Annotated in this window: 23 protein-coding genes; 15 read left to right on the forward strand and 8 right to left on the reverse strand. The window is 61.9% G+C overall.

The window, feature by feature from the left end; genetic code table 11:
• Positions 1 to 175 precede the first annotated feature (175 nt).
• The 3 genes from polA to OP496_RS06505 all read left to right on the forward strand — a co-directional run bounded on the left by polA (position 176) and on the right by OP496_RS06505 (position 5737).
• Entirely contained in the window at positions 176 to 2947 is a 2772-nt protein-coding gene (gene polA / locus OP496_RS06495; RefSeq protein ID WP_280562697.1) for a DNA polymerase I, read from the forward strand.
• Between the two features lie 186 nt (positions 2948 to 3133).
• The gene (locus OP496_RS06500) at positions 3134 to 4186 is read left to right on the forward strand and encodes an HlyD family secretion protein (RefSeq protein ID WP_280562698.1); all 1053 of its coding nucleotides are present in this window, start codon (positions 3134 to 3136) and stop codon (positions 4184 to 4186) included.
• Positions 4187 to 5737: a DHA2 family efflux MFS transporter permease subunit gene (locus OP496_RS06505; RefSeq protein WP_280562699.1), complete on the forward strand. Its 1551-nt coding sequence runs from the start codon at positions 4187 to 4189 to the stop codon at positions 5735 to 5737.
• 33 nt (positions 5738 to 5770) lie between these two features.
• Here the strand turns inward: OP496_RS06505 and OP496_RS06510 are convergent, their stop codons facing one another.
• Positions 5771 to 6007 carry a SlyX family protein gene (locus tag OP496_RS06510; protein ID WP_280562700.1) on the reverse strand — a complete coding sequence of 79 codons (237 nt, stop codon included), beginning with the start codon at positions 6005 to 6007 and terminating at the stop codon, positions 5771 to 5773.
• 182 nt (positions 6008 to 6189) lie between these two features.
• On the opposite strand from OP496_RS06510, the gene OP496_RS06515 reads away from it, so the two are divergent.
• Positions 6190 to 6657: a cold shock domain-containing protein gene (locus OP496_RS06515; protein ID WP_280562701.1), complete on the forward strand. Its 468-nt coding sequence runs from the start codon at positions 6190 to 6192 to the stop codon at positions 6655 to 6657.
• A 77-nt stretch (positions 6658 to 6734) separates the two neighbouring features.
• Here OP496_RS06515 and OP496_RS06520 read toward each other — a convergent pair whose 3' ends face one another.
• From OP496_RS06520 to map, 7 genes are all read right to left on the reverse strand, one after another.
• Entirely contained in the window at positions 6735 to 7124 is a 390-nt protein-coding gene (locus OP496_RS06520; RefSeq protein ID WP_280562702.1) for a hypothetical protein, read from the reverse strand.
• Between the two features lie 8 nt (positions 7125 to 7132).
• The gene (gene dapE / locus OP496_RS06525; RefSeq protein WP_280562703.1) at positions 7133 to 8290 is read right to left on the reverse strand and encodes a succinyl-diaminopimelate desuccinylase; all 1158 of its coding nucleotides are present in this window, start codon (positions 8288 to 8290) and stop codon (positions 7133 to 7135) included.
• Positions 8277 to 9302, reverse strand: coding sequence for a 2,3,4,5-tetrahydropyridine-2,6-dicarboxylate N-succinyltransferase (gene dapD, locus OP496_RS06530; RefSeq protein ID WP_280562704.1), 1026 nt, complete (start codon positions 9300 to 9302; stop codon positions 8277 to 8279). The genes dapE and dapD overlap by 14 nt, the downstream gene beginning before the upstream one ends.
• A gap of 60 nt (positions 9303 to 9362) precedes the next feature.
• Complete coding sequence (locus OP496_RS06535) at positions 9363 to 9788, reverse strand: ArsC family reductase (protein ID WP_348522002.1); 426 nt, start codon at positions 9786 to 9788, stop codon at positions 9363 to 9365.
• Positions 9752 to 10951, reverse strand: a complete 1200-nt coding sequence (gene dapC, locus OP496_RS06540) for a succinyldiaminopimelate transaminase (protein ID WP_280562706.1) — start codon at positions 10949 to 10951, stop codon at positions 9752 to 9754. Before dapC ends, OP496_RS06535 begins: the two co-directional genes overlap by 37 nt.
• Positions 10952 to 11067: 116 nt before the next feature.
• Positions 11068 to 13743, reverse strand: a complete 2676-nt coding sequence (locus tag OP496_RS06545; RefSeq protein WP_280562707.1) for a [protein-PII] uridylyltransferase — start codon at positions 13741 to 13743, stop codon at positions 11068 to 11070.
• A 55-nt stretch (positions 13744 to 13798) separates the two neighbouring features.
• Entirely contained in the window at positions 13799 to 14590 is a 792-nt protein-coding gene (gene map / locus OP496_RS06550) for a type I methionyl aminopeptidase (RefSeq protein ID WP_280562708.1), read from the reverse strand.
• Positions 14591 to 14944: 354 nt separating this feature from the next.
• On the opposite strand from map, the gene rpsB reads away from it, so the two are divergent.
• The 11 genes from rpsB (at position 14945) to lpxD (ending at position 26704) form a co-directional block, all read left to right on the forward strand.
• A complete protein-coding gene (rpsB, locus tag OP496_RS06555) occupies positions 14945 to 15691 on the forward strand; it encodes a 30S ribosomal protein S2 (RefSeq protein WP_280562709.1) in 747 nt (248 codons plus the stop codon).
• Between the two features lie 265 nt (positions 15692 to 15956).
• Entirely contained in the window at positions 15957 to 16826 is an 870-nt protein-coding gene (tsf, locus tag OP496_RS06560; protein WP_280562710.1) for a translation elongation factor Ts, read from the forward strand.
• Between the two features lie 124 nt (positions 16827 to 16950).
• Complete coding sequence (pyrH, locus tag OP496_RS06565; protein WP_280562711.1) at positions 16951 to 17712, forward strand: UMP kinase; 762 nt, start codon at positions 16951 to 16953, stop codon at positions 17710 to 17712.
• 4 nt (positions 17713 to 17716) lie between these two features.
• Entirely contained in the window at positions 17717 to 18274 is a 558-nt protein-coding gene (gene frr / locus OP496_RS06570) for a ribosome recycling factor (protein WP_280562712.1), read from the forward strand.
• Between the two features lie 50 nt (positions 18275 to 18324).
• On the forward strand, positions 18325 to 19083 hold the full coding sequence (gene uppS / locus OP496_RS06575; RefSeq protein WP_280562713.1) for a polyprenyl diphosphate synthase: 759 nt from the start codon (positions 18325 to 18327) through the stop codon (positions 19081 to 19083).
• Positions 19076 to 19876 carry a phosphatidate cytidylyltransferase gene (locus tag OP496_RS06580; protein WP_280562869.1) on the forward strand — a complete coding sequence of 267 codons (801 nt, stop codon included), beginning with the start codon at positions 19076 to 19078 and terminating at the stop codon, positions 19874 to 19876. The genes uppS and OP496_RS06580 overlap by 8 nt, the downstream gene beginning before the upstream one ends.
• Before the next feature lie 8 nt (positions 19877 to 19884).
• Positions 19885 to 21090: a 1-deoxy-D-xylulose-5-phosphate reductoisomerase gene (gene ispC, locus OP496_RS06585; RefSeq protein ID WP_280562714.1), complete on the forward strand. Its 1206-nt coding sequence runs from the start codon at positions 19885 to 19887 to the stop codon at positions 21088 to 21090.
• Between the two features lie 39 nt (positions 21091 to 21129).
• Positions 21130 to 22485, forward strand: coding sequence for a sigma E protease regulator RseP (gene rseP / locus OP496_RS06590; RefSeq protein WP_280562715.1), 1356 nt, complete (start codon positions 21130 to 21132; stop codon positions 22483 to 22485).
• A gap of 196 nt (positions 22486 to 22681) precedes the next feature.
• Complete coding sequence (gene bamA / locus OP496_RS06595) at positions 22682 to 25018, forward strand: outer membrane protein assembly factor BamA (protein WP_280562716.1); 2337 nt, start codon at positions 22682 to 22684, stop codon at positions 25016 to 25018.
• Between the two features lie 84 nt (positions 25019 to 25102).
• Positions 25103 to 25606 (forward strand): OmpH family outer membrane protein, encoded by a 504-nt coding sequence (locus tag OP496_RS06600; RefSeq protein ID WP_280562717.1) that lies wholly within the window; start codon positions 25103 to 25105, stop codon positions 25604 to 25606.
• 48 nt (positions 25607 to 25654) lie between these two features.
• The gene (gene lpxD / locus OP496_RS06605; protein ID WP_280562718.1) at positions 25655 to 26704 is read left to right on the forward strand and encodes a UDP-3-O-(3-hydroxymyristoyl)glucosamine N-acyltransferase; all 1050 of its coding nucleotides are present in this window, start codon (positions 25655 to 25657) and stop codon (positions 26702 to 26704) included.
• Positions 26705 to 26756: the final 52 nt, after the last annotated feature.

Consider the following 26756-nt stretch of genomic DNA (forward strand, 5'->3'; position numbering starts at 1 on the left):
TCTCCTCGGCTGGTGGGGCAAACACGGTGGTATTGCGCCCCGAGCCCATGAGGTAATGAAAGGTCATTATCCCACATCATGCGCGTTCGGCGCATGTGCAGAGGGTTTTGCCTGACGCTGCGCAATGCCTTGCGTATCATGGCGGTATCGCGAATTTCCAATGGATGCTGATGCCATGGCCAACACGCCCCCCATCGTTCTCGTCGACGGCTCGTCGTACTTGTACCGGGCTTTTCACGCCTTGCCGCCGCTGACCACGTCCAAGGGTAATCCCACCGGCGCGGTGAAGGGCGTGCTCAACATGCTCAAGAGCCTGCTCAAGCAGTATCCTGACAGCCCCATGGCGGTGGTCTTCGACGCCAAGGGCAAGACCTTCCGCGACGAGATCTACGCCGAGTACAAGGCGCACCGCCCGCCGATGCCCGACGACCTGCGGCCTCAGGTCGAACCGTTGCACGATTGCATTCGTGCACTGGGCTTGCCGCTTTTGTGCATCGAGGGCGTAGAGGCCGATGACGTGATCGGCACCCTGGCGCGGCATGCCACCGAGGCGGGGCGTGATGCGGTGATTTCCACCGGTGACAAGGACATGGCGCAGCTCGTCAACGCGCACATCACCCTGGTCAACACCATGAAGGGCGAGACGCTCGACGTGGCCGGCGTCGAGACCAAGTTCGGGATTCCGCCGTCGTTGGTCATCGATTATCTGGCGTTGATGGGCGACAAGGTCGACAACATTCCCGGCGTGCCGGGCGTCGGCGAGAAGACCGCGCTCGGCTTGCTGCAAGGCATGCAGGGCGGACTCGAGACCCTCTACGCCGATCTCGAGCGTATCAAGACGCTGGACTTTCGCGGCGCCAAGACGCTGGACAAGAAGCTCGACGCCAATCGCGACCAGGCCTTCCTGTCCTACCGACTGGCAACGATCAAGACCGATTGCGCGCTACCGGTGGGCCTCGACGATCTGAACATTGCGCATCCCGACCGTGAGGCGCTCAAGGCGCTTTATACCGAGCTTGAATTCAAGAACTGGCTGGGTGAGTTGCTCGAGGGACGCGATGAGGGCGTCGATGATGTGGCCAAGGGGGCGCCAGCGAAGGAGGAGGATGACGCACCGGCGGCCGATACGAGCTCAACGCTGCGCGAGGATCATGTCATCGTCACGCAAGAGGCCTTCGATGCCTGGCGCGATCGTCTGGCGCAGGCGGACATCTTCTGCTTCGATCTGGAAACCACCAGCCTCAACTACATGGAGGCCGAGATCGTCGGCATCGGCCTGGCGCTGGACGCCGGCGAGGCTGCCTATATCCCGGTGGCGCACCGCTATCTCGATGCGCCTGATCAACTCGATCGCGACACGGTGCTGGCCGCGCTCAAGCCGCTGTGGGAAGACGCTTCCAAGGCCAAGGTCGGCCAGAACCTCAAGTACGACATCTCGGTGCTGGCGCGTTATGACATCGAGGTCACGGGGTGCCTCGAGGACACCATGCTGGCGTCTTATGTGCTCGATTCCACGGCGACGCGCCACGACATGAACTCGCTGGCGCTCAAGTACCTCGGCGAGGAGACCATCACCTTCGAGGAGATTGCCGGTAAGGGCGCCAAGCAGCTGACCTTCGATCAGGTCGCACTCGAAGAAGCCGCGCCCTACGCCTGCGAAGATGTCGACATCACTTTGCGGTTGCACCGTGAATTGCGCCCACGCGTGGACGGCGAAGGCCGCCTGGCGGCGGTGCTGGATGAGGTTGAGCTGCCGTTGGTGCCGGTACTTTCGCACATGGAACGCAACGGCGTGGCGTTGGACGCCGAGCGCCTGCACACCCAGAGCCGCGCGCTGGACAAGCGTCTGCGGGAACTGGAAGCGCGTGCGTACGAGCTGGCCGGGCGAGAATTCAACCTGGGCTCGCCCAAGCAACTCGGCGAGATCCTCTTTGATGAATTGAAAATCCCGGTGATCAAGAAGACGCCCAAGGGCGCGCCGAGCACCGCCGAGGCGGTGCTCGAGGAACTGGCGCTGGATTATCCGTTGCCCAAGGTGGTCATCGAGCACCGCGGCTTTGCCAAATTGAAGTCGACCTACACTGACAAGCTACCGCAATTGGTCAATCCCACCACGCGGCGGCTGCATACCAGCTATCACCAGGCGGTCACGGCCACCGGGCGTCTGTCGTCATCCGATCCCAACCTGCAGAACATCCCCATCCGTACCGAAGAAGGGCGCAAGATTCGCCAGGCCTTTGTGGCGCGCCCCGGCTATCGCATCGTCGCCGCCGACTATTCGCAGATCGAGTTGCGCATCATGGCGCACCTCTCCGGCGATAAGGGATTGCTCGAGGCGTTCGCCGAGAAACGCGATATCCACACCGCCACCGCAGCGGAAGTGTTCGGTGTGGCGCTCGATGCCGTCAGCGGTGAGCAACGGCGCAGTGCCAAGGCCATCAACTTCGGTCTGATCTACGGCATGAGCGCCTGGGGGCTGGGGCGACAGCTGCATATCGAACGCAATCAGGCGCAGACCTACATCGACCGCTACTTCGACCGTTATCCGGGCGTGGCACGCTTCATGGAGCGTATTCGTGCCCAGGCCGCCGACGATGGCTATGTCGAGACGGTGTTCGGTCGTCGCCTCTATCTACCCGAGATCAATGCTCAGAACCGTACTCGCCGCCAGGCCGCCGAGCGCACCGCCATCAACGCCCCGATGCAGGGCACCGCCGCCGATATCATCAAGCTGGCGATGATCGACGTCGACCGTTGGCTACGCGACGGCGACTTCGACGCCTGGATGGTGATGCAGGTCCACGATGAACTGGTCTTCGAGGTCAAGGAAAGCCAGGTCGACGCCTTCACCGACGCCGTCCGCCAACGCATGGAAGACGCCGCCAAGCTCGACGTGCCGTTGACCGTCGAAGCCAACGACGGCGCCAACTGGGACGAAGCGCACTGAGGCGGCCATGAGACATGGCAGGATATGCACGTCCCGGACGTCTATCGACCGGCCGTGGCGCGTTGTTGAGACGCAGCGGGGACGGAAGGGAGAGCCTCAGTAGTGCCTGGATAGCTCCCCAAGCGTCCACCGGGCAGATTAGTGTATCCTGTACGACCTCTGTAGACCGTCCGGTGAACTCGAGTTATGAAAATCAAGAAGCGACTTTATACGGCGCTGGCATTGGTCGTGTTGGTGCTGGTGGCCCTCGTCTGGGGGATACATTGGTGGCAGACCGGTCGTTACTTCGAAGAGACCGATAACGCTTACGTACATGCCGACAGTGTTGCGGTGCGGGCCGAGGTCAGCGGGCGTGTCGACGAGGTAGCGGTATCCGATAACCAGCGCGTCTCGGCCGGCGATATTCTGGTGAGGCTCGACCCCAGCGATGCCAAGTCTCAACTTGCCCAGGCCCAGGCGTCGCTGGCCGTGGCCCAGGCCAATGCCGTCAGTGCTGATCGCCAGGTCGAACAGCAACACGCCTCGATCGACGAGGCCAAGGCCCAGGTGAGCTCGGCGCAGGCGGATCTCGAACAGGCACGCTTGCATCTCGAGCGCTCGAAGCGCCTGGCCGAGAAAAGCTACGCCTCTCAGCAAGAGTACCAGGACGATCAGGCGGCCGTGCAGGTCGCGGAAGCGACGCTTGCGGCTCGGCGTGCCACGCTGGCTTCGTCACGCAAGCAGCTCGACGTGCTCGAAGCCGAAAGCGACAGTGCCGAGGCCAATATCGAATCCGCCCGTGCCGACATCGACAACGCGCGCCACCAGCTCGATAAGACACGCCTGACGGCGCCGGTGGCCGGTGTGATCGGCAACAAGACGGTGGAAGTTGGCACGCTGGCCCAGCCGTCGTTGACCTTGATGCAACTGGTGCCGATTCGCTCGGCCTATGTCGTTGCCAATTACAAGGAAACCCAGACCACGCGCATGCGGCCGGGGCAGTCGGTATCGTTGCATGTCGATGCCTATCCCGATACCGAGTTCGAAGGCGTCATCGATAGCTTGGCGCCTGCCACGGGCTCGCGCTTCAGCCTGCTGCCGCAGGACAACGCCACCGGTAACTTCAACAAGATCGTCCAGCGGGTGCCGGTGCGTATCCGCGTGACGGGCCCGGATGATGCCTTGGAGCGCTTGCGCGATGGCCTCTCGGTGGTGCCATCGGTGGATACGCGCGACCTCGACCCCGAGTACGACGGTTAAATGGCCGAGGCGATTGCAAGCGACTCGGCGGGTCCGCAGGAGGCGCCTTCACGGCGTACTCAACTGGCCTTCGTGGCGGCGGTGTTCGGAATGTTCATGGCGATTCTGGATATCCAGATCGTCGCGAGTTCCCTCAATGAGATTCAGGCCGGGGTTTCGGCCAGCGCTGACGAGATATCCTGGGTTCAGACCTCTTATCTGATCGCCGAGATCATCATGATCCCGCTGTCGGGCATGCTGACGCGGATTCTTTCCACCCGAGTCGCGCTCGTGACCTCTTGCCTGGGCTTCACGCTGGCGAGCCTCGGCTGCGCCATGGCCAATTCCATCGAATCGCTGATCGTACTGCGGGCCATTCAGGGCTTCATGGGCGGGGCGATGATTCCCATCGCCTATGCCATCAGTTTCAGTGTCTTTCCACGGCGCATGATGGGCACGGTACAGGGTGTGATGGGCCTGGTGGCGACGCTGGCGCCGTCGATCGGGCCGACCGTGGGTGGCTACATCACCGAGTTCGCGAGCTGGCATTGGCTGTTTCTCGCCAATCTCGTGCCCGGTGTCCTGGTGTCGGCTGCGGTGTGGCGGCTTCTAGATATCGATCGCCCCGACCATCGCGCGTTGCGCCACCTCGACCTCATCGGCTTGGCGCTTCTGGCACTGTTCCTGGGCACGCTGGAATTTTCGCTCGAGGAAGGCCCCGGCGACGACTGGTTCGCCAGCCGCACGATCCTCATTGCCGCAATCGTCTGCGCACTCGCCTCGGTGGGGTTCTTCTGGCGCGCTCTACGCCACCGTCACCCCATCGTCGACCTGCGCGCCTTTACTAACCTTAATTTCGCCGTAGGGGCCGGGCTAGGGTTCGTGGTGGGAATCGGCTTGTATGGCCTGGTGTATCTATTGCCGTTGTTCTTGGGCAACGTGCGCGGCTATTCGGCCTTGCAGATTGGTGAGGTCATGATCGTTACCGGTGGCGCGATGTTCTTGACCGCACCTCTGGTGGGGCGTGCCTCCGACACGGTCGATCTGCGCGCACTCTTGCTGCTGGGGATGCTATTGACCGGTATCGGCACGGTGATGAATGCCGATCTGACAGCCGAATCGGGCTTTGACGTGTTTTTCTGGCCGCAAGTAGTGCGTGGCGTGGGACTGGTGGTGTGTTTGATTCCCATCTCGCGCATTGCTTTTGGCACCCTGCCGCCCAGCGAGGTCGGCAATGCCAGTGGTCTGTTCAACGTGATGCGCAATCTCGGCGGGGCGGTGGGCCTGGCGTTGTTGGACACGATTCGCGACTGGCGTGAAGACTACCATTGGAATCAGCTGATTCCTGCCATCGATCAAGGCCGCGAGGTCGTCAACGCGACCCAGGCGCAGTATCAGCAGCTGCTGGCGTCGACCGGTGACCCACATGCCGCCTCGGTCGAGATGCTGGCGCGCACCCTGCTTGAGCAAAGCATGGTCATGGCTTACAACGATATCTTTCTGTGGCTGGGCGTGCTGTACCTGTTGGTGGCGCCATTGATTCTGCTGCTGAAAAAGCCCCAGCACGCTTGATTCATGGCCCAACGGCCGAGGCGTGGGTTGTGCTCAATAATGGGGTGGTATCTCGTCGCTGGGCGTTGGAGCGTCGTCATCGCTCATGTGGTCGACGCTTTGACGCAGGTTGCGCAGGCGTTTGCGCAGCATGTCATTGGTGCGTTCGAGCTGGGCCATGCGTCGGTCCTGCGCGGCCAGGGCATGGTCGAGCGTGTCCAACCAGTCTTCCTGATAGGCGAGTCGGGACTCCAGTGCGTCGAGGCGGTCGCGCGTGACATCCTCGGTCATGCTAGAATCTTTTGACGGTGTGTCACCGTTCATTTCTGGCACCTTATGCAATGCGTTCAAGAGCATTGTGTTCAAAAGTTGTGTTCATCACGTTGCGTATTGACTGCGCAACTCATGTCGGCTCTGTACGCGCTCAGGCGCCAAGGAGCATTTCCATCGGACAACAAGAGATATCGAGGTCCATGAATCGTAAGATATTCCTACGTTGTAGTCTCATCAGTGTCCTGTTGGCCATTCCTTCTCCACTGTTGATCGCGCTGTTCGTGACGTTGAGCGGTAGCGTGCTGGAGTTTTCCCTGATGCTCGAAGCCGATGGCATTGCCATCGCGTATAGCGCCACGGCCCTGGCCGTGTTCGTGCTGTTGTTGCTGGGAACGCTGAGCACGCAAGTTCTGGGCCCGCAGTCGCGGCAGCTGGCGCATCTCGTCGAGTTGGAAAACGACGACCGCGAGATCGGCGAAGTGAAGTGGTTCAACGTTAATAAAGGGTACGGCTTCATCACCCGCGATAGCGGCGAGGACGTGTTCGTGCATTTTCGCGCCATCCGTGGCAAGGGACATCGCACGCTCGCGGAAGGTCAGAAGGTCCGCTATCACGTCATCGAGAACGAACGTGGCCTGCAGGCCGATGATGTGACCGTTATTTCCTGACTGCAGATCCTGCCACGCAGGCATGACAACGCCCCATTCGGTTGCATCGGATGGGGCGTTTTACGTCATGAGCCGCGCTATTGTCCTGAATCCGGCCAGTCGATGGCGCTTTCCTCGCCGTCCGCGCGGACGCGCCAGAAGCGGTCCGGCTCGTCGCCGGGTTGCCATCCGCCCAATGAGCAACGCACCTCACAGCCAAGCGAGCGCGCGGCATCACGCGCGCAGTCCACATCGCGCGGCCAGGGGGTGTGCGGACTGTCGAACCACAGGCTGGCGAAACCGTCGGCGGCATGGGTCACCAGCAAAATCGGCACCTCGCTGTCGGCATAGCGTGCCTGTGCTCGCCATTGGCTCTTGCCGCGCTTGACCAGCGCGGGTCGTTCGTCGAAATGTTCGGCGAGCCAGCCTTGCACGGCTTCGATGTCGGCGTCGGCCAGATAGATCTCGATGTCGGGGTAGCGCTCCACGGCGGACCTCAGGTAAGCAAACGTTGCATGATGGTCGTATAGAGACGGCTCAGCGTCTCCAGGTCGGCGGCGCGTATGCGCTCGTCGACCTTGTGTATCGTGGCGTTGGTCGGGCCCAGTTCGATGACTTGCGCGCCCAGCGTGGCGACGAATCGGCCATCCGAGGTGCCGCCGCCGGTCGAAAGCTGCGGACGATAGCCCAGCATGTCTTCCACGCTGGCCACGGTAGCATCGACCAGAGCGCCTCCGGCAGTGAGAAAGGGCTCACCGTTGAGCGTCCAGTCGAGCGTGTAGTCGAGCGCGAAACTCTCTAGAATCTCGGCGGTACGCGCCTTCAGTGCCTCGGCGGTGACCTCCGTGGAGAAACGGAAATTGAAGACCACTTCCAATTGCCCGGGAATCACGTTGGTCGCCCCGGTGCCGGCCTGGAGGTTGGAAATCTGGAAGCTGGTCGCGGGGAAGAACTCGTTGCCGGCATCCCAGTGCTCGGCGGCCAGCGCGGCCAATGCCGGGGCCGCTTCGTGCACGGGGTTGCGCGCCAGGTGCGGGTAGGCGACATGGCCCTGGACGCCCTTGACGCGCAGGACGCCACCCAGCGATCCGCGGCGCCCGTTCTTGAGGGTATCGCCCAGGCGTTCGCTGGAGGAAGGCTCGCCGACAATGCAGTAATCCGGGATGACGCCGTGTTCGCGGAGGTGCTCGACCACGGCCCGGGTCCCGTGAACGGCGGGGCCTTCCTCGTCGGCGGTGATCAGAAAACCGAGTCGGCCGGGATGCGCCGGGTGCGCGGCGAGAAAGTCTTCCACGGCGGTGATCATCGCCGCCAGGCTGCCCTTCATGTCCGCCGCACCGCGTCCGCAGAGCATGCCCGCAGCGTCGATGCATGGCTCTAAGGGTGGATATTCCCAGTCGCTTTCGGGCCCGGTGGGCACGACATCGGTATGTCCGGCGAACACCAACATGGGGCCGCTATCGCCGCGGGTGGCCCAGAAGTTGTCCACCTCGCCGATGCGCAAGCGTTCGACATGAAATCCCAACTGCTCCAGGCGCGCGATCATCAGCGCCTGGCAGCCAGCGTCGTCCGGGGTCACCGAACGACGACGCAGCAACTCGAAGGCCAGCGCCAGGGTCGGCGACGCTGGCACGGTGCGATCAGTTGTGGGCATGCAGTGCCTCGTTGAGCGCTACGGCGCTCTTGTTGGTCAGGCACTCGATGCGGCCATTCTGCGAGTTGCGACGCAGCAGCAGGTCGCTCTGGTTGGCCAGGTCGCGGCCGCTGACGGTCTGCACCAGTTCGCCCTGCTCGTCGAGTACGGCGATCTTGGCGCCGGCCGTGATGTAAAGACCGGCTTCCACCGTGCAGCGGTCGCCCAGCGGGATGCCGATGCCGGCGTTGGCGCCAATCAGGCAACCCTCGCCGATGGAGATGATGATGTTGCCGCCGCCCGAGAGGGTGCCCATGGTCGAGCAGCCGCCACCGAGATCCGAGCCCTTGCCGATCACCACGCCAGCGGAAATACGCCCTTCGACCATGCCCGGCCCTTCGGTGCCGGCATTGAAGTTGCAGAAGCCTTCATGCATGACCGTGGTGCCCTCGCCGAGATAGGCGCCCAGGCGTACGCGGGCGGTGTCGCCGATGCGTATGCCCTTGGGTACCACGTAATCGGCCATCTTGGGGAACTTGTCGACGCAGTCGACCGTGAACGGGCGGCCTTCGAGGCGCGCCTTGAGTCGCCGTGCACCGAGTTCGTCGACATCGATGGGGCCTTCGTTGGTCCAGGCGATGTTCTTGAGCAGGCCGAACATGCCGTCGAGCTTGATGCCGTGGGGCTTGACCAGGCGATGTGAGAGCAGGTGCAGCTTGAGGTAAACCTCGGGCGCGCTGGCCGGCGCGTTGTCCTCGTCGAGGAAGACGGCGACGAGCGGCCGCTGGCCGGCGGCGAAGGCGTCGGCCAATTCGGCTTGCGCGTTATCGCCGGCCTGGCGCAGTGCCTCGGCGAGCGCCTGGCAGTGCTCGGGCAGGAAACTGACCACGGCGTTGCCCGTCGGCGCGTTCAGCGCCTCGCGCGCCGCTGCGACCAGGGTGTCATCGGGGTTGAGCAGCGGCGTCGGGTAGTAGACGTCCAGCCACTCACCTTGGGTGTTCTGGTGGCCGATTCCGAGAGCGAAACTCAGCATGGGGAAGTCCTCGAGGGTTAGATGAAAAAAGTCGGCGATACGTGTAATGCCGGTGGGCGCCTAGGCCGCCTGAAGGGCGCGGTAGGCGTCGGCCTTGAAGCCCACCAGGAAATGCTCCGGCGTTTCCAGTACGGGGCGCTTGAGCAGCGTCGGGTGCGTTAGCAGCAGCGAGCGAGCCCGGTCGGCGTCGAGATCGCGCTTGTCGGCGTCGTCCAGTCCGCGCCAGGTGGTGCTGCGCGTGTTGAGTAGCGTGCTCCAGTCGCTGCGTGCCAGGAAGGCATCGAGCCGTGCGGCGTCGAGACCGTCCTCACGCAGGTCATGATAACGATACGCGATGCCCAGATCGTCGAGTGTGCGACGTGCCTTGCGGCAGGTGTCGCAGGTCTTGATGCCGTAGAGCGTGACCATGACGGCCTCCTCATGAATGGGTTGCGGTGTCGCGCAGTGGGTCAGGCGCGGCGCTCGATGAAGCGTCGGATGCGCCATGCGGCTTCCACGGTGGCGTCGAGCTCGGCGACCAACGCCAGGCGCACGCGTCCCGCGCCGGGGTTGCCCTGGGCGCCGTCACGCGACATGTAGCGCCCGGGCAGCACGGTAACGTGTTCCTCGGCAAATAGATCGCGGGCGAAGGCTTCATCGTCGCCGCCGGGCACCTCCGGCCACAGATAGAAGCTGGCGCGCGGCGTGGGGAAATCCATGACCGGCGCCAGAATCTCGCCCACTGCGCTGAATTTTTCGCGATAGGCATCGCGGTTGGCGCGCACATGCGCCTCGTCGTCCCAGGCGACGATCGAGGCGTGCTGGGTCGTCAGCGGCATCGCGCAGCCGTGATAGGTGCGATAGCGCTTGAAGGGCGCGATCAACCCGGCATCCCCGGCGACGAAGCCCGAGCGCAGCCCGGGCAGGTTGGAGCGCTTGGACAGCGAATGAAACACCAGACAGCGGCGGTAATCGTCGCGCCCCAGCGAGCGGCAGGCCTCGAGCAGCCCCGGCGGCGGTGCGGCCTCGTCGAGGTAAAGCTCCGAATAGCATTCATCGGAGGCGATCAGGAAGTCGTACTCGTCGGCCAGAGCGATCAGTTTTTGATACTCGGCCAGCGGCGTGACGGCACCGGTGGGATTGCCCGGCGAACAGACGAAGACCAATTGCACGTCGCGCCAGGTGGCGGCGGGTACGGCATCCAGATCGGGCAGGCAGCCGTTTTCGGGGGCGCAATCCAGATACAACGGCTCGCCGCCGGCCAGCAGGGTCGCGCCTTCGTAAATCTGATAAAACGGATTGGGCATCGCCACCTTGGCGGGTCGCGTACGGTCCAGCGCGCTCTGGACGAAGGCGAAGATCGCCTCGCGGGTGCCGTTGACCGGCAGCACGTGGCGCTCGGGGTCGAGCGAGCCGGGTGTCAGCGCATAGCGCTGTGTCGCCCATTGGGTGATGGTGCCGCGCAATTCGGCGAGCCCCGCCGTGGCTGGATAGCGTGCGACCTCGCCCTCGAAGCGGTGCAGCGCCTCGAGTACGGCTGCCGGCGGCGCGTGGCGCGGCTCGCCAATGGACAGCGCGAGGGGCGAGAGCGCGGGGGGCGTGACCTCGTCCTTGAGGGCGGCAAGCTTCTCGAAGGGGTAGGGCTTGAGGGCGTCGAGATCGGGGTTCATCGGCAATCCAGCAGCGGGTCCGGCATGCCGGACATGGCGTTGTCATGAAGGCGCACGGCGCCGTCGGGAGGGCCCGATTATAGGCAAGCCGGCCAAGGGCCTCAAATGGGGGTGGCTCAGACGTCGAGCATCTCGCACAGACGCTCGCGCAGTTGCGCCTGGCGATCGGGGTCGGTGAGTGGCTCGCCGGCCTTGTCGGTGATGAAGAAGACGTCCTCGACACGTTCGCCCAGGGTGGCGATCTTGGCCGCCGAGAGGGCGATGTCCTGCTCCATGAAGATGCGTCCGACGCGCGCCATCAGGCCGGGGCGGTCGGGGGCAATGAGTTCGACGATAGTGCGGGCGTTGGCTTCGTCCTGCTCGATCATGACCCGGGTGGGTACCTTGAAATGCTTGAGCTGGCGCGAGGTGTGGCGTGTGACGATGCGTGGATAGTCGGCCGGGTCGTCGAGTTCTTCCACCAGATGATGGCGGATTTCCTCGAGACGCTGCGGATCGCGAATCGGTTCGCCGTCGTCGTCGAGCACGATGAAAGTGTTGAGCGTCCAGTCGTTGCTGGAGGTGGCGATGCGCGCGTCGTGGATCGACAGCCCCAGTTGCTCCATGGCGGCGGCGGTGGCGGCGAACAGGTCGTTGACCGAACGGGTATGGATGAACACCTTGGTGCCGCCTTCGGCCATGTCCTCGGTGGGCGCGTTGGCGAGGATCAGAGGCAGCTCCGAGGGCTGATGCTCGAGAATTCCTTGAGTCTGCCAGATGATCTCGCTGGGCGCGTACTGCAGGAAATAATCGTCGCCGAACGACGCCCACAAGGCGTCTGCGCTGGTGGCATCGATGCCCACCGTGCCGAGCAAGCCACGGGCTTCTTCACGCGACTCGCGGGCCCATTCGTCGCGGTCGATGACGTGGTCGAGACCACGCCGCAAGGCGCGCTTGGTTTCGGTATGCAGTTGACGCAATAAGGCAGCGCGCCAGCCATTCCACAGCGAAGGGTTGGTGGCGGTGATATCGGCCACGGTGAGCACGTAGAGGTAGTCGAGATGGACCTCGTCACGCATCGCCAGCGCGAATTCATGGATGACGTCGGGGTCGGAAATATCGCGCTTCTGGGCGGTCTTGGACATCAGCAGGTGATGTTCGATCAGCCAGGCCACGAGGCGCGTATCGCGCGCCGAGAGGCCATGACGCTCGCAGAAGGCGGTGGCGTCGACGGCCCCGAGTTCGGAATGATCGCCGCCGCGCCCCTTGCCGATGTCGTGATAGAGCCCGGCGATCCACAGCAGTTCGAGCTTGGGCAACTGATGAATCAGGGTCGCAGCGACGGGGAAATCCTCGTGGCCTTCGGATTCGCGGAAGCGTTGCACGAACTTCAGCAGACGCAAGGTGTGGGCGTCGACGGTATATAGGTGGAAAAGGTCGTGCTGCATCAGTCCCACGGCCTGACCGAACTCGGGCAGGTACTTGCCGAGGATGCCGTAGCGGTTCATGCGCCGCAGTTGGCGCGGAATGTTGCCTCCACTGCGCAGCAGTTCCATGAACAGGCTCTGGTGGCGCAGGTCGTCGCGAAAGCTCTCGTCGATCAGGTGGCGATGATCGCGGATCAGACGGATGGTCTCGGCACGCACACCCTCGATCTCGGGGTGCTGGGCCATCAACAGGAACAGTTCGAGCAGGGCGCCGGGGCGGTGGCGGAACACATTGGCATGGCGCACCTGGATATAGCCGCCGAGAATCTCGAAGCGCGCGTTGAGCGGTGTGATGTCCGGGGTCTCGTGGGCGCGCAGGATGACCTCGTCGAAGTGCTGAAGCAGCATGTCGTTGAGCCCCGCCAGCGCGGTGACGTGACGGTAGTAGCGCTTCATGAACTGCTCGACGGCGAGACGCTCCGGCGTGTCGCGATAGCCGAATAGCTCGGCGATGGCATTCTGATGGTCGAACAATAGACGGTCCTCGGCACGGCCGTTGAGCATGTGCAGCGCATAGCGCACCTGCCACAAGAAGGACTGGCCCTGGCTGAGAATGCGCAACTCGGCGTCGTTCATGAAGCCCTGGGCGACGACGTCCTCGTAGCGCAACTCGCCGAAGTGGCGCTTGGCCACCCATCCGATCATCTGGATGTCGCGTAGTCCGCCCGGCGAGCTCTTGATGTTGGGCTCGAGGTGATACTCGGAGTTGTTATAGCGATAGTGACGGGCGATCTGCTCCTGCCACTTGGCCTCGAAGAAGGCGTCGCTCGGCCACATCGTCTCGTTGGAGAGGCGCCCGCGCATCGTTTCGCGCAGGTGCTCGGGGCCGGCGAGGGTGCGTGATTCCAGCAGGTTGGTGATGACCGTGAGATCCGCGCGCGCCTCGCGCTCGCAATCGGCCAATGAGCGCACGCTATGGCCGATTTCCAGGCCGATGTCCCAGAGAAAGGTGATGAAGCCGGTCAGGCCTTCGCGGTAGAGCGTATCGTCGTCGCGTTCGAGAAGCAGCAACAAGTCGATATCGGAATGCGGGTGCAACTCGCCGCGCCCATAACCGCCGACGGCGAGCAGGGCGATGCCATCGTCTGGCCAGTCATAACGCTCCCAGGCGATGCTCAGTAGCTGATCCAGGCACCAGGCACGGCCATGGACCAGGTCGCGAATGTCGCTGCCGGCGTGAAAGCGTGCGTCGAGGCTCGCTTGCAGCTCGCGTAGCGCGTCCTTGAATACGGCGATCGGTGTGCGACTGGCAGCTAGCGCTTCGCGGAAGGCGGACGCATCGAACAGCGTCTCGTCGGGCACGAAGCGATAGTGATGAAGCAACATTCGCGTGGCACTCCTGTTCGCGCGTTACGTCGGGTGACCGGCCAGGCGGCACTGCTTACGCCTCGAGTAAGTTCAGGTCTTCGTCGCCGCGCAGGGTGAGTACCTCGACGCCGGTCGCGGTGACCAGCAGCGTGTGTTCCCACTGGGCCGACAGGCTCTTGTCCTTGGTCACTGCCGTCCAGCCGTCGCGCAGCACCTTGGTGCGATAGTCGCCGACATTGATCATGGGCTCGATGGTCAAGCACATGCCTTCGGCCAGTACGGCGTCGGCACTGGGCTCGTAGCCGTCATAATGCAGGAACTGCGGATCCTCGTGGAAACCGGCACCGATGCCGTGGCCGCAGAAGTCGCGCACCACCGAATAGCCATTGCTTTCGGCGTGCTGCTGGATCGTGCGCGCCAGCTCGGAGAGGTGTACGCCGGGGCGTACCTGGGCGATGCTCTTGTACAGGCATTCCTGGGTGATGCGTGCCAGGCGTCCGCCCTGAATGCTTTCGCCGACAACGAACATCATGCTGGAGTCACCGTGATAGCCGTCGGCGGTCTTTACGGTGATGTCGAGGTTCATGATGTCGCCATTCTTGAGCTTCTTGGCGAAATCGGGAATGCCGTGGCAGACGACATGGTTGATCGAGGTGCAGGTCGCCTTGGGGAAGCCATGGTAGTTGAGTGGCGCGGGAGTGGAGCCGAGCTCGTCCACGATGTATGCGTGGCACAGACGATCGACTTCGCCGGTGCTGATGCCGGCCACCACATGCGGCGTGATCATTTCAAGTACCGAAGCGGCCTGGCGGCCAGCTTCACGCATTTTTTCGATTTCGTCGGCGGTCTTGATGTGAATGTTCATGCGATCTCGAATTCGGAGGGTTCGGGTCTGGCGTCGGGGTGGCTCCTGGCCTATAGTCTCGGCGCTCAGGCTGGCGCGAGACGCGGTATATGCGCGCAGTCATCAAGCGCGGTAACCGGGAGCGACTTCATCTTGGAGTCGATCTATGGTATAAAGCCGCGCGCTTTACTGCAATCGCCGCCTAGCGTGTTCGGCTCGACCGAAACATTGGCGCGGTGAAGATAGTAGGTGAAAGATAACGCCTTGAAAACACACATGCACCGTCACATGGTCCCGGGTGCCGGGGCGGCAGGCGTGCCGCCGTGGTCGGATCCATGGGGTGTATGGAGGCCTAACCCGATTCAGGAGTCATCCATGGTACAAGTCAATATGCGTGACCTGCTCAAGGCAGGCGCTCACTTCGGTCACCAGACCCGTTACTGGAACCCGAAGATGAGCAAGTACATCTTTGGTGCACGCAACAAGATCCACATTATCAACCTCGAGCACACGCTGCCGGCGCTGAACGACGCGCTCGCGGTGGTCGAAAAGATGGTGGCGTCCAACAACAAGATCTTGTTCGTCGGCACCAAGCGTGCCGCCAGCAAGATCGTCAAGGAAGAGGCGCGTCGTGCTGGTCAGCCGTTCGTCAACCATCGCTGGTTGGGCGGCATGCTGACGAACTTCAAGACCATTCGCGTATCGATCAAGCGTCTGCGCGAGCTTGAAGCCATGCATGAAGATGGCACGTTCGAGAAGCTGACCAAGAAAGAAGTCCTGATGGCGACCCGCGAGCAAGACAAGCTCGAGCGTAGCGTCGGCGGTATCAAGGACATGGGCGGTCTTCCCGACGCGATGTTCGTGATCGACGTCGATCACGAGCGCATCGCGATCAACGAAGCCAACAAGTTGGGCATTCCGGTCATCGGTGTCGTCGATACCAACTCCAATCCGGACGGTGTCGACTACGTGATCCCGGGCAACGACGACTCCATTCGCGCTCTTCAGATCTACACTCAGGCCGTCGCCGACGCCTGCGTGCAGGCCAAGGGCAACAGCGCTAGCGAGTTCGTCGAAGTGACCGACGAGGCAAGCGAAGCGAACGAAGCCGCTGCCGAGTGATGGTGGCGGGTCCGTGCTGACGCTCGCACGCGAGCGACGAGACACTAGACAGCCCGTGAAGGCGGCGCAGTACGGACTAAAAGGGGGCTCAAGCCCCCTTTTCACCGTCCGGATGCAAGGGCGGTGAACCCTGAAGAAATTCTTCATTCAAAGGAGATGCTGGTCGTGCGCCGCGCGTGCATTTCACGCCAATTCACGCTCAAGCCGTACCGGCGACGAGGCAGCGTTTCCACCAGACGTCGAACCACATTCAGAGGTATTTACCATGGCAGCTATCAGCGCATCTCTGGTCAAGGAACTGCGCGAGCGCACCGGCCTTGGCATGATGGAGTGCAAGAAAGCGCTTACCGAAGCTGACGGTGAAATCGAAACCGCCATCGAAAACCTGCGCAAGAACTCCGGCCTTAAAGCGGCCAAGAAAGCCGACCGTACGGCAGCCGAAGGGGCCGTGGTGACGCGTGTCGCCGACGACGGTTCTTACGGGGTGATGCTCGAGGTCAACTCCGAGACCGATTTCGTGGCGCGTGACGATAACTTCACCGCCTTCACCGACCAGGTCATCGCCAAGGTGTTCGAAACCAAGAGCGAGGACGTGGCGAGCCTGATGGAAGGTGGGCTGGAAGACGCGCGTCAACAGCTGGTGCAGAAGATCGGCGAAAATATCAGCGTGCGCCGTGCGGTGGTCATCGATGCTCCGCAAGGCGGTGTCGTGGGTGCCTATGTGCACGGTGGTCGCATCGGCGTGCTGACCGTCCTCAGTGCCGGCAATGCCGATGTGGCCAAGGATATTGCCATGCACGTGGCGGCAATCAATCCGAGTGTTTCTCATTCGGAAGATATGCCCCAGGCGGAGCTGGACAGCGAAAAGGCGATCATCCTGGCGCAGCCGGACATGGCCGGCAAGCCGGCGGAAATCGCCGAAAAGATGGTCCAGGGGCGCTTGAAGAAGTACCTGGCCGAAAACAGCTTGACGCAGCAGTCTTTCGTCAAGGATCCCAATCAGACCGTGGCCGAATACGTGAAGGCCGCAGGTGGCGAAGTGGTCAGCTTCACTCGCTTCGAAGTGGGTGAAGGCATCGAGAAGGAAGAAGTCGACTTCGCTCAGGAAGTCATGGATCAGGCGCGTCGCAGCTAAGCTGCCATGTGCTTGTACTGTCGTTGGCGTGCGCGGTTGCGCACGCCTTCGCGTATCCGGCCGTTGTCTGGCCGAGCCATTCCTACCCACGCCGATACAGTCCGCTGAGACGAGGAGAGTCCGAATGTCTGTTCCCACCGATCGTAACGCCGCTTCCCAGGAGCGTAACGAGAAGTCGAAGTACAAGCGCATTCTGTTGAAACTGTCCGGCGAAGCCCTGACGGGCGAGCACGAGTTCGGCATCGATCCCCAGGTGCTCGACCGTATGGCGCTGGAAATCGGCCAGTTGGTCGGGATCGGGGTCCAGGTGGGGATCGTGGTCGGCGGCGGCAATCTGTTCCGTGGGGCGGCGCTACACGCTGCGGGTATGGAGCGTGTTACCGGCGATCACATGGGCATGCTGGCCACTGTCATGAACGCTTTGGCGATGCGCGACGCTCTGGAGCGTTCCAATATTCGCTCGCGGGTAATGTCGGCGATTCCCATGAGTGGCGTCGTCGAGCATTACGATCGGCGTACCGCCATCCGTCACCTTACGTCGGGTGACGTGGTGATTTTCTCTGCCGGCACCGGCAACCCCTTCTTCACTACCGACTCGGCGGCCTGCCTGCGCGGTATCGAGATCGATGCCAATGTGGTGCTCAAGGCTACCAAGGTGGATGGCGTTTACAACAAGGATCCGGTCAAGCAAAGCGATGCCGCCAAGTACGAACGTCTCTCCTACGACGACGTGCTCGATCAGAAGCTCGGCGTGATGGATTTGACCGCTATCTGCTTGGTGCGGGACCATGACATGCCGGTGCGCGTGTTCGATATGACCAAGCCGGGGGCCTTGCTCAACCTCGTGGTTGGGGGCAAGGAAGGAACGCTGGTAGATAGAGGTTGAAACAGTGATCAACGATATCAAGAAAGACGCCGACGCGCGCATGAAGAAAAGCGTCGAGGCGATGAACGCCAATTTTCACAAGATCCGCACCGGGCGCGCGCATCCCAGCTTGTTGGATGCGGTGCATGTGAATTATTACGGCGCCGACATGCCGCTCAATCAGGTGGCGAGCGTCAATGTGGAAGACGCGCGGACCCTGGCGGTAATGCCGTGGGAAAAGAGCATGGTGCCCAAGGTCGAGAAGGCCATCATGACCGCCGATCTGGGCCTCAATCCCGCCGCTGCGGGTAACGTGATTCGTGTGCCTTTGCCGCCGCTGACCGAGGAAACGCGCCGCAATTATATCAAGCAGGCGCGTGGCGAGGCGGAAAACGCGCGCGTCGCGATCCGCAACGTTCGGCGTGATGCCAACGGTGATCTCAAGGGGCTCCTCAAGAAGAAAGAGGTCACCGAAGACGATGAACATCACGCCATCGATGAGATCCAGAAGATGACCGACAAGTATGTCGCTGAGATCGACAAGCTTCTGGAAAATAAGGAACACGACCTTTTGCAGGTCTGAGAGGTGACCGTCGGGACGCGCTTCCGTCGACCTCCATGATACGGGATCCCATGACCTCACAGCCGTTTTCTCCACCCCGTACGGGCGAACTGCCACGCCATGTGGCGGTCATCATGGATGGTAACAATCGCTGGGCGCGTGCACATGGGCTGTCCGGCATCCGCGGACATCGCGCGGGTGTCGAGTCGGTGCGTGCAGTGATCCGCCGTGCCGCCGAGCGTGGTATCGGTACACTGACCTTGTTCGCCTTCTCCAGCGAGAACTGGAAACGCCCTGCCTCCGAGGTTGACGCGCTGATGGAGCTGTTCCTGATCGCCCTCAAGCGCGAGGTTAAAAAGCTTCATGGCCACGGCGTTCGTTTATCGGTGATCGGCCAGCGCGAGGGATTTTCCACGTCCATTCAGCAATATATCGAACGTGCCGAGACCATGACCCGTGACAACCAGGGGCTTCACCTGGTGATCGCGGCCAATTATGGCGGCCGCTGGGACATGACGCGTGCCGCGCGGCGGTTGGCGCAACGGGTCTCGGCGGGGGAGTTGGTACCCGACGCCATTGACGAGGAAGCACTTGGCGCTGAAATCAGTCTGGCCGATGAAGCACCCGTCGACTTGTGCATCCGCACCAGCGGTGAACAAAGGATTTCCAACTTCTTGTTGTGGCAGCTGGCCTACGCGGAATTCTATTTCACTCCCGAGCTGTGGCCGGATTTCGGTGCCGAGGCATTCGATGCCGCGCTGAGCGCCTACACAGAGCGCCAGCGCCGTTTCGGCATGTCCCCTGAACAAGTCGAGGCGCATGGTGCTTAGGCAACGTATTCTTACTGCGTTGGTTCTGGCGCCATTGGCACTGCTTGGCTTGTTTGGGCTTACGGGTCTCCCTTTTGCCTTGTTCACGGGCGCGATCGTACTGATCGGTGCCTGGGAGTGGGCCAACCTGGCTGGTTTCGAGCGCCAGGTGCCGCGACTAGCCTTTGCCGCTGCCTGTGCCGTGGCGCTGCTTCTTCTAGGGCTGAGTGGTGCAGTGCATCAGTCCTGGCCGTTGTGGCTGGGTATGCTGGGTTGGCTGGCCAATCTCTATTGGGTGGTGCGCTATCCTCAACAATACGCGCAATGGCAAGGTCGTGCGGTGCGCCTGGGCATGGGCCTGTGGGTGCTGCTACCGTGCTGGGTCGGCTTCATTCAATTGCGCGGCGACGGCGCGGCATGGCTGCTGTTCGTGCTGCTGTTGATCTGGGTGGCGGATATCGGTGCCTACTTCGCGGGGCGTGCGTTCGGGCGCCGCAAGCTGGCCGCACACGTGAGCCCCGGAAAGTCCTGGGAAGGTGTCTATGGCGGTATGGCGGCGGTGGCGGTGCTGGCTCTGGTTTTCGCGCAGTGGCAGGGAATGGCCGCCGGTGATGCGTTGTGGCTGATGGTGTTGGCGCTGCCGGTGGTGTTGATATCGGTGCTGGGCGATCTGTTCGAAAGCATGCTCAAGCGTCAGCGCGGCTTGAAGGATTCGAGCTGCCTGCTGCCCGGGCATGGTGGTGTGCTCGATCGCATCGACAGCTTGATTGCCGCGATTCCGCTTTTCGTATTGTTGCGCCCATGGTTGGGCTGAGGTGACGCATGGAATATGCCGATTGCGCTCGGATACAACGTGTGACCGTGCTTGGAGCCACCGGCTCCATCGGCAAGAGCACTCTCGATGTCATTGCCCGTCATCCCCAACGTTATCGGCTGCATGCCTTGACCGCCTATCGTTCGCGCGAAACGCTGCGCGATCAGTGCTTGGTTCATCGCCCCGAAGTCGCGGTGCTTGGCGAGGAACGCGACGCTGCCTGGTTGCGTGATGCGCTCGCCGAGGTCGGCATCGATACCCAAGTGCGCGCCGGCGAGGCGGCGTTATCGGAAGTCGCTGGAAGTGCCGACAGCGAGGTGGTGATGGCTGCCATCATGGGGGCGGCCGGCTTGATGCCGACACTGGCTGCGGTACGCGCCGGCAAGCGCGTGCTGCTCGCCAACAAGGAAGCCCTGGTGATGTCCGGCGCGCTGTTCATGGAGGCCGTCGAACGTCATGGCGCGATATTGTTGCCCATCGATTCTGAACATAATGCCATTTATCAGTGTCTACCCACCGAGCATCGTGGTGGGTTAGCGCGCCAGGGCGTGACTCAGTTGTTGTTGACCGCGTCCGGGGGGCCCTTTCATGACTGGTCCCAGGCGCAATTGAAAGCCGTGACCCCGGAGCAGGCGTGTGCGCATCCCAATTGGTCGATGGGTCGCAAGATCTCGGTGGATAGCGCCACCCTGATGAACAAGGGGCTCGAGCTGATCGAGGCATGCTGGTTGTTCGATGCGCAGCCGGAACAGGTTCAAGTCGTGGTGCACCCGCAAAGCGTCGTTCACTCCATGGCCGCCTATAGTGACGGTTCGGTGATCGCGCAGTTGGGCAATCCCGATATGCGTACGCCGATCGCCTATGGGTTGGCTTGGCCCGAGCGCATCGATGCCGGCGTGGCGCCGCTGGATCTGTTTCAGGTGGCGCGGCTCGATTTCGAGGCGCCCGATGAAGCACGCTTCCCTTGTCTGCGTCTCGCTCGTGAGGCGATGGCGGTGGGCGGTACTGCCCCGGCCACGCTCAATGCCGCCAATGAAGTAGCGGTGGAAGCGTTTCTCGACGCACGGCTAGGGTTCGTGGATATTCCACGCCTGGTGGCGGCGGTCTGTGAGGCTTGTGAGGTACATTCGGCGCATGAGTTGAGCGCGGTGCTGGCTGCGGACGAGGCGGCGCGACGCGAGGCCGAACGGCAATTGACGCGGTTCACGTCATGATGTGCGGACTTGGCAAGCCGCAGGAAGGAGGGCGACCCCATGGGCGTGATTGAGAATCTGCTGGCAGTGATCGTGGTGCTGGGGTTGTTGATCACCTTTCACGAATACGGCCATTTCTGGGTTGCGCGACGTTGTGGTGTCAAGGTGCTGCGTTTCTCGGTGGGCTTCGGCAAGCCGCTATGGTCGCGTGTCGATCGCCATGGCACGGAGTTCGCCGTGGCGGCGATACCGCTGGGTGGCTACGTCAAGATGCTCGACGAGCGTGAGGGCCCGGTGGCGCCGGAGGAGCAAGCGCAGGCATTCAATCGCAAGAGTGTCTGGGCACGCATCGCCATCGTATCGGCTGGACCGCTGGCGAACTTTTTGCTTGCCTTCGTCGCCTATTGGGCGCTGTTCGTCTATGGCACGACCACGGTGGCGCCGGTGATTGGCGATATCGCTGCAGACTCGCCGGCCGCCCGGGGCGGCTTGCAGTCCGGGCAGGAGATCGTGGCCGTCGAGGGCGAACGTACGCCTTCCTGGGGGGAGGTCAATCTCAAGTTGGTGGCGGCCATTGGCGCCAATGGCGAGCTCGAGGTCACGACGCGTGAGTCTGAAACGGCCTCGCCGGAGCGTCATCGCGTACCGGTCAGTGACTGGCTGGTACGCCAGGATCCGCCGCGCCCCTTGGCCACGTTGGGGGTGACGCCGTGGCGTCCCGAGCTGCCCGCCGTGCTGGGAGAGGTGCTGAATGACGGGCGTGCCCAGCAGGCCGGGCTGCAAAGCGGTGACCGCATCGTCAGCGTCGACGGTGCCGGCGTCGAGGATTGGATGGCATTCGTCGAACGTGTGCGTGACAACCCCGGTAAGACGCTGGCGCTGCGAGTCGAGCGGGACGGTGAGCGACGCGACGTGATGTTGACGCCGGCCACGCGCGAGCAGGAAGACGGCACGGCGATGGGGTACATCGGCGTAGGGGTACAAACCACCGAGTGGCCTGAGCGTTACCGTCGCGAGATTCGTTATGGGCCGCTGGATGCCGTCGGTGAGGCGGTGAGCAAGACCGGCGAGATGAGCTTGCTCACACTGGATTCGATCCGCAAGATGCTGGTGGGGCTGATCTCGCCCTCCAATCTGTCGGGGCCGGTGACGATTGCACGCATCGCGGGTGATTCCGCGCGCAATGGCGTGGAAAGCTTCATCAGCTTCCTGGCTTATTTATCGATCAGCCTGGGGGTTCTCAATCTCTTGCCGATTCCCGTGCTCGACGGCGGTCACTTGGTTTATTACCTGATCGAAGCGGTGCGGGGGCGTCCGGTGCCCGAGGCGGTACAAGCCTTTGGGTTGCGCATCGGTGTCGCCTTGGTGGGCTCGTTGATGTTGATGGCGTTGTATTTCGACTTGATGCGTTTGTAGAGGCGTCGTTGCGGGGCAGCTCGCCAGCAGGCTTTAATGTGGGCCATCAATGGCATGTCGTAAGCGGCCATCGGCCGCAAGGATGAGCGACCCGGGTGAAACGGCGAGGCGGGGTACGACCTTGCCAGTCACCCAGGGAAATGTATAAGGTGCCTGTTCCATGAGCGGGCGGACTCGACAAAAGCGAATCGACTGCATGAAGATCAAGACCATCGGATTGGCGGTGCTGCTGCTGACCGCGACTCCCGCGGCACTGGCGGCCTCCTTCGAGATTTCAGATATTCGCGTGGAAGGGCTGCAGCGCGTATCGCCGGCATCGGTGTTCAATGCCTTTCCAGTCAGCGCACGTGACCAGGTCGATGACCGTGAATTGGCCGAGGCGTCGCAGGAGCTGTTCGATACGGGCCTGTTCGACGACATTGAACTGTCGCGTGACGGCGATGTATTGATTGTCAATGTGGTCGAGCGCCCCACCATCGCCAGCATCGAGCTCAACGGCAACTCCCAGGTGGCCGATGAGGATCTTCGAAAGGGGATGACCGAGGCCGGGCTCGATGAAGGCCAGGTGTTGCAGCGCTCGACGCTCGATGAGGTGCAGCGTGAGCTCGAGCGGCTTTATCAATCTCAAGGGCGTTATAGCGCCAATATCGAGACCAGCGTCGAGGAGCTCGACAACAACCGCGTCGAAGTCCATATTGACATCAACGAGGGCGCGGTCGCCAAGATTCACCAGATCAACTTCGTCGGCAACCAAGACTTCGACGATGACACCCTGCGTGACTTGTTCGCGTTGGAAGACAAGCCGGGTTGGTTCTTTGGCTGGTTTTCCGACGATGAATATTCTCGAGACAAGCTCTCGGGCGATCTTGAGACGCTACGCTCCTTCTACCTGGATCGCGGCTACGTCAACTTCGACATCAGTTCTTCCCAAGTGTCGATCAGCCCAGACAAGTCCGATATCTTCATCACCATCAACGTCGATGAAGGCAAGCGTTACAAGCTCGACGAAATTCGCTTTGCAGGCGATCTCAAGATCGACGAAAGCGAGGCGCGTAAGCTGGTGACCGCCGAACCCGGCGAATATTACTCACAAAGCGCAATGACCGAGTCCGCCGAGGCCTTGCGCAAGCGTCTTGGCGCCGAAGGATTCGCCTTCGCCGAGATCAACAGCGTGCCCGAGGTCGATGCCGACGGCGATACCGTGGCTGTGACTTTCCAGGTCGATCCGGGGCGGCGTGCCTATGTGCGACGCATCAATTTCGAGGGTAATACGACGACTCAGGACGAAGTGCTGCGTCGCGAGATGGTCCAGATGGAAGGCGCGCCGGCTTCCACCGATCAGATCAGTCAATCCCGCGAGCGCCTGCAGCGACTGGGTTTTTTCCGTTCGGTCGACGTCGAAACACGTCCCGTCTCCGATGAGTCCGACCAGCTCGATGTGACCTATAACGTCGAGGAGCAGCCGTCCGGCTCGGTCTCGGCCAGCTTGGGCTTTTCGCAAAGCGCCGGGGTCATCTATGGTGCGTCGCTGTCCCAGAGTAACTTCCTGGGTACCGGTAACCGCGTCAACGTCAATGCGCAGAAAGGTGATTACTTTACCAATCTCAACTTCGGGTATACCGACCCTTATTGGACGTTGGACGGCATTTCGCGCGGCTATAACCTCTATTATCGCGAAACCAACTATGAAGACTTCGATGACATCTCGACCTACTCCTCGGATGCCATTGGCGGCAGCATCAACTTCGGGTATCCGATCAACGATCTGTCACGCCTCAACTTCGGCGTCGGTATCGAGGACCTGTCACTCGATACCTATCGCGATACGCCCTTGGAAATTGTTCAGTACACGGAAGACGAGGGCGACGACTTCCTGAACTACAAGCTCACCGCCAGCTGGACGCGTAACAATCTCAATCGCGGCATCATGCCCACCGACGGCAGCTATCAGAAATTGTCGCTGGAGACCGCAGTGCCGGGGAGCGATACGCAGTACTACAAGACGCGTTACGAAGGTCAGAAGCTGTTTGAATTCCGTCCCGAATGGTCACTGAAATTCAGCACCAACGTTGGCTATGCAGACACCGTCGGAGACGACGCTTACCCGTTCTACGAAAACTTCTACGCGGGTGGCCTAGGCTCGGTACGCGGCTTTTCCAGCAATACGCTGGGGCCGAAGACCACGCCTGGTGGCGATGGCGACGACGATACCCTGGGAGGTAACGTGCTCGTCGAAGGTTCCGCCGAGTTGATCTACCCATTTCCGTGGGTCGAGGATCGCCGCTCGCTGCAGACCAGTGTGTTCTTCGATGCCGGCAATACCTACCTGACCGATTGCTACGATGTGCCGGAAGGTAGAAGTTCTAGCTGTAGCAGTGGCGTGGATATGGGAGACCTGCGCTATAGCGTCGGGCTAGGACTTTCCTGGTTGACCCCGGTGGGGCCGTTGACCTTCAGTGTCGCCAAGCCGATCAGCGACGAAGAAGACGACGATACTCAGGTCTTTCAGTTCTCGCTGGGTCAGACCTTCTAAAGCAGGCTGACGCAGCGTCATGCGCCAGGTGCGGCGACGTGACCGCCGCATCGAGTGACCATAACGAATCAAGGAGAGGGTGTGATGCGCAAATTGACGGGTGCCCTATGTCTTGGGGTGATGAGTGTGATGTCCATGCCTGCCATGGCGAACGAGGTTGGCGTGATCGACTGGCGTCAGGCGTTGTTGAATTCGGATGCCGCCCAGCGCTCCATGAACGAGCTCAAGAATCAGATCGGCGACAAGAAGCAGCGCGCCGAATCGCTCAGCCAGGAACTGCAGCAGTTGCAACAGAAGCTCCAGCAAGATGGCGCGGTGATGTCCGATGCTGAGCGCAACAGCGCTCAACAGGAGCTGCGTAGCAAGGGGTCCGAGTTCCAGCAGTTGCGCCAGCAGATTCAGAGCATGCAACAGGAGAAGGAACAGTCCTTCATGCAGTCGGCCAAGCCCAAACTCGATCGCGCCGTCGAGCAGGTCGTCGAGAAGCATGACCTGGACCTCGTGGTGGATCGCGATGCGGTGGTATATTCGGAGGATGGCCTCGACGTTACCGAGGAAGTCACTCGCATCTTTAACTCGCTCAATTGAGCCCATGGGGCGCCGGTGGCGCCCCATGGTTAGCGGTTCCAAGCGCACATGAAGACCCTTACTCCTTGCGCCTTCACGCTCGGTGAACTGGCCGAACGTCTCAAGGCCCGCTTGGTCGGCGATAGCGATCATCGTGTCACTGGCCTGGCTACTTTGCTTGATGCGGGCCCGAACGACATTACGTTCCTGGCCAACAAGACCTATCTGAAGTACTTGCCCGAAACACGCGCGGCTGCCGTGCTGGTGCACCCCGCGTATGGCGCCGAGGTGCCTTGTGCACGGCTCGAACTCGACAATCCCTATCTCGGTTACGCCGAGCTATCGAGGCTGTTCGATCCGCTGGCCGGCCAGGCGCCGGAAGGCGTTCACCCCAGTGCGGTGGTCGCCGAAAGCGCACTTCTTGGGGCTCGCGTCTCGGTCGGCCCACAGTGTGTGATCGAAGACGGCGCTGTCATTGGTAATGGCTGCGTGATCGGCGCCGGTAGCATCGTCGGCGCCCACAGTGAAATCGGCGTCGACTCTCGCCTGCATGCTAATGTCACCGTCTATCACGGCGTGAGTGTCGGACGGCGTGCCATCTTGCACAGCGGTTGTGTGGTGGGTGCCGATGGTTTCGGTTTTGCGCATGATGGCCAGGGCTGGCACAAGATCGCGCAGTTGGGTGGTGTCATCGTAGGCGATGACGTCGAAATCGGTAGCTGCTCGAGCATCGACCGTGGCGCCTTGGGAGACACGTTGATTGGCGATGACGTCAAGATCGACAGCCAGGTGCAGATCGCGCATAACGTGCAGATCGACGATCATAGCGCCTTGGCAGGGTGCGTAGGAATCGCCGGCTCGACCCGCGTGGGACGCCACTGCATGCTGGGTGGCGGTGTGGGTCTCTCGGGGCATCTGACGATTTGCGATGGCGTTCAGGTCACCGGCATGAGTCTGGTCACCAACTCCATCTACGAGCCCGGGGTTTATTCCTCGGGAACGGGTGCCATGCCCAATGGCTTGTGGCGCAAGAATGCGGTGCGTTTCAAACAGCTCGACGATCTCGCCAAGCGTCTGGTGCGTCTGGAACGGGATGCCTCGGACGCCGCCCAAGGCTGATGGCTGCCAGCTAGGCGGGTCTGTATAATCCCTGCCCATCCAGATAGGCGGA

Origin of the sequence: Chromohalobacter sp. 48-RD10 (assembly GCF_029889785.1) — a bacterium.
Classification (GTDB): Bacteria; Pseudomonadota; Gammaproteobacteria; order Pseudomonadales; family Halomonadaceae; genus Chromohalobacter.

What these genes read in the sequence shown, in the direction of transcription:
- polA (WP_280562697.1), top strand. Translation starts at nt 176, where the DNA reads ATGGCCAACACGCCCCCCATCGTTCTCGTCGACGGCTCGTCGTACTTG.
- ispC (WP_280562714.1), top strand. Translation starts at nt 19,885, where the DNA reads ATGGAATATGCCGATTGCGCTCGGATACAACGTGTGACCGTGCTTGGA.
- OP496_RS06535 (WP_348522002.1), bottom strand. Translation starts at nt 9,788, where the DNA reads ATGGCGCATCCGACGCTTCATCGAGCGCCGCGCCTGACCCACTGCGCG.
- uppS (WP_280562713.1), top strand. Translation starts at nt 18,325, where the DNA reads ATGACCTCACAGCCGTTTTCTCCACCCCGTACGGGCGAACTGCCACGC.
- bamA (WP_280562716.1), top strand. Translation starts at nt 22,682, where the DNA reads ATGAAGATCAAGACCATCGGATTGGCGGTGCTGCTGCTGACCGCGACT.
- rpsB (WP_280562709.1), top strand. Translation starts at nt 14,945, where the DNA reads ATGGTACAAGTCAATATGCGTGACCTGCTCAAGGCAGGCGCTCACTTC.
- OP496_RS06600 (WP_280562717.1), top strand. Translation starts at nt 25,103, where the DNA reads ATGCGCAAATTGACGGGTGCCCTATGTCTTGGGGTGATGAGTGTGATG.
- map (WP_280562708.1), bottom strand. Translation starts at nt 14,590, where the DNA reads ATGAACATTCACATCAAGACCGCCGACGAAATCGAAAAAATGCGTGAA.
- dapC (WP_280562706.1), bottom strand. Translation starts at nt 10,951, where the DNA reads ATGAACCCCGATCTCGACGCCCTCAAGCCCTACCCCTTCGAGAAGCTT.
- pyrH (WP_280562711.1), top strand. Translation starts at nt 16,951, where the DNA reads ATGTCTGTTCCCACCGATCGTAACGCCGCTTCCCAGGAGCGTAACGAG.
- OP496_RS06500 (WP_280562698.1), top strand. Translation starts at nt 3,134, where the DNA reads ATGAAAATCAAGAAGCGACTTTATACGGCGCTGGCATTGGTCGTGTTG.
- OP496_RS06515 (WP_280562701.1), top strand. Translation starts at nt 6,190, where the DNA reads ATGAATCGTAAGATATTCCTACGTTGTAGTCTCATCAGTGTCCTGTTG.
- OP496_RS06510 (WP_280562700.1), bottom strand. Translation starts at nt 6,007, where the DNA reads ATGACCGAGGATGTCACGCGCGACCGCCTCGACGCACTGGAGTCCCGA.
- rseP (WP_280562715.1), top strand. Translation starts at nt 21,130, where the DNA reads ATGGGCGTGATTGAGAATCTGCTGGCAGTGATCGTGGTGCTGGGGTTG.
- OP496_RS06505 (WP_280562699.1), top strand. Translation starts at nt 4,187, where the DNA reads ATGGCCGAGGCGATTGCAAGCGACTCGGCGGGTCCGCAGGAGGCGCCT.
- dapE (WP_280562703.1), bottom strand. Translation starts at nt 8,290, where the DNA reads ATGCCCACAACTGATCGCACCGTGCCAGCGTCGCCGACCCTGGCGCTG.
- tsf (WP_280562710.1), top strand. Translation starts at nt 15,957, where the DNA reads ATGGCAGCTATCAGCGCATCTCTGGTCAAGGAACTGCGCGAGCGCACC.
- dapD (WP_280562704.1), bottom strand. Translation starts at nt 9,302, where the DNA reads ATGCTGAGTTTCGCTCTCGGAATCGGCCACCAGAACACCCAAGGTGAG.
- OP496_RS06545 (WP_280562707.1), bottom strand. Translation starts at nt 13,743, where the DNA reads ATGTTGCTTCATCACTATCGCTTCGTGCCCGACGAGACGCTGTTCGAT.
- lpxD (WP_280562718.1), top strand. Translation starts at nt 25,655, where the DNA reads ATGAAGACCCTTACTCCTTGCGCCTTCACGCTCGGTGAACTGGCCGAA.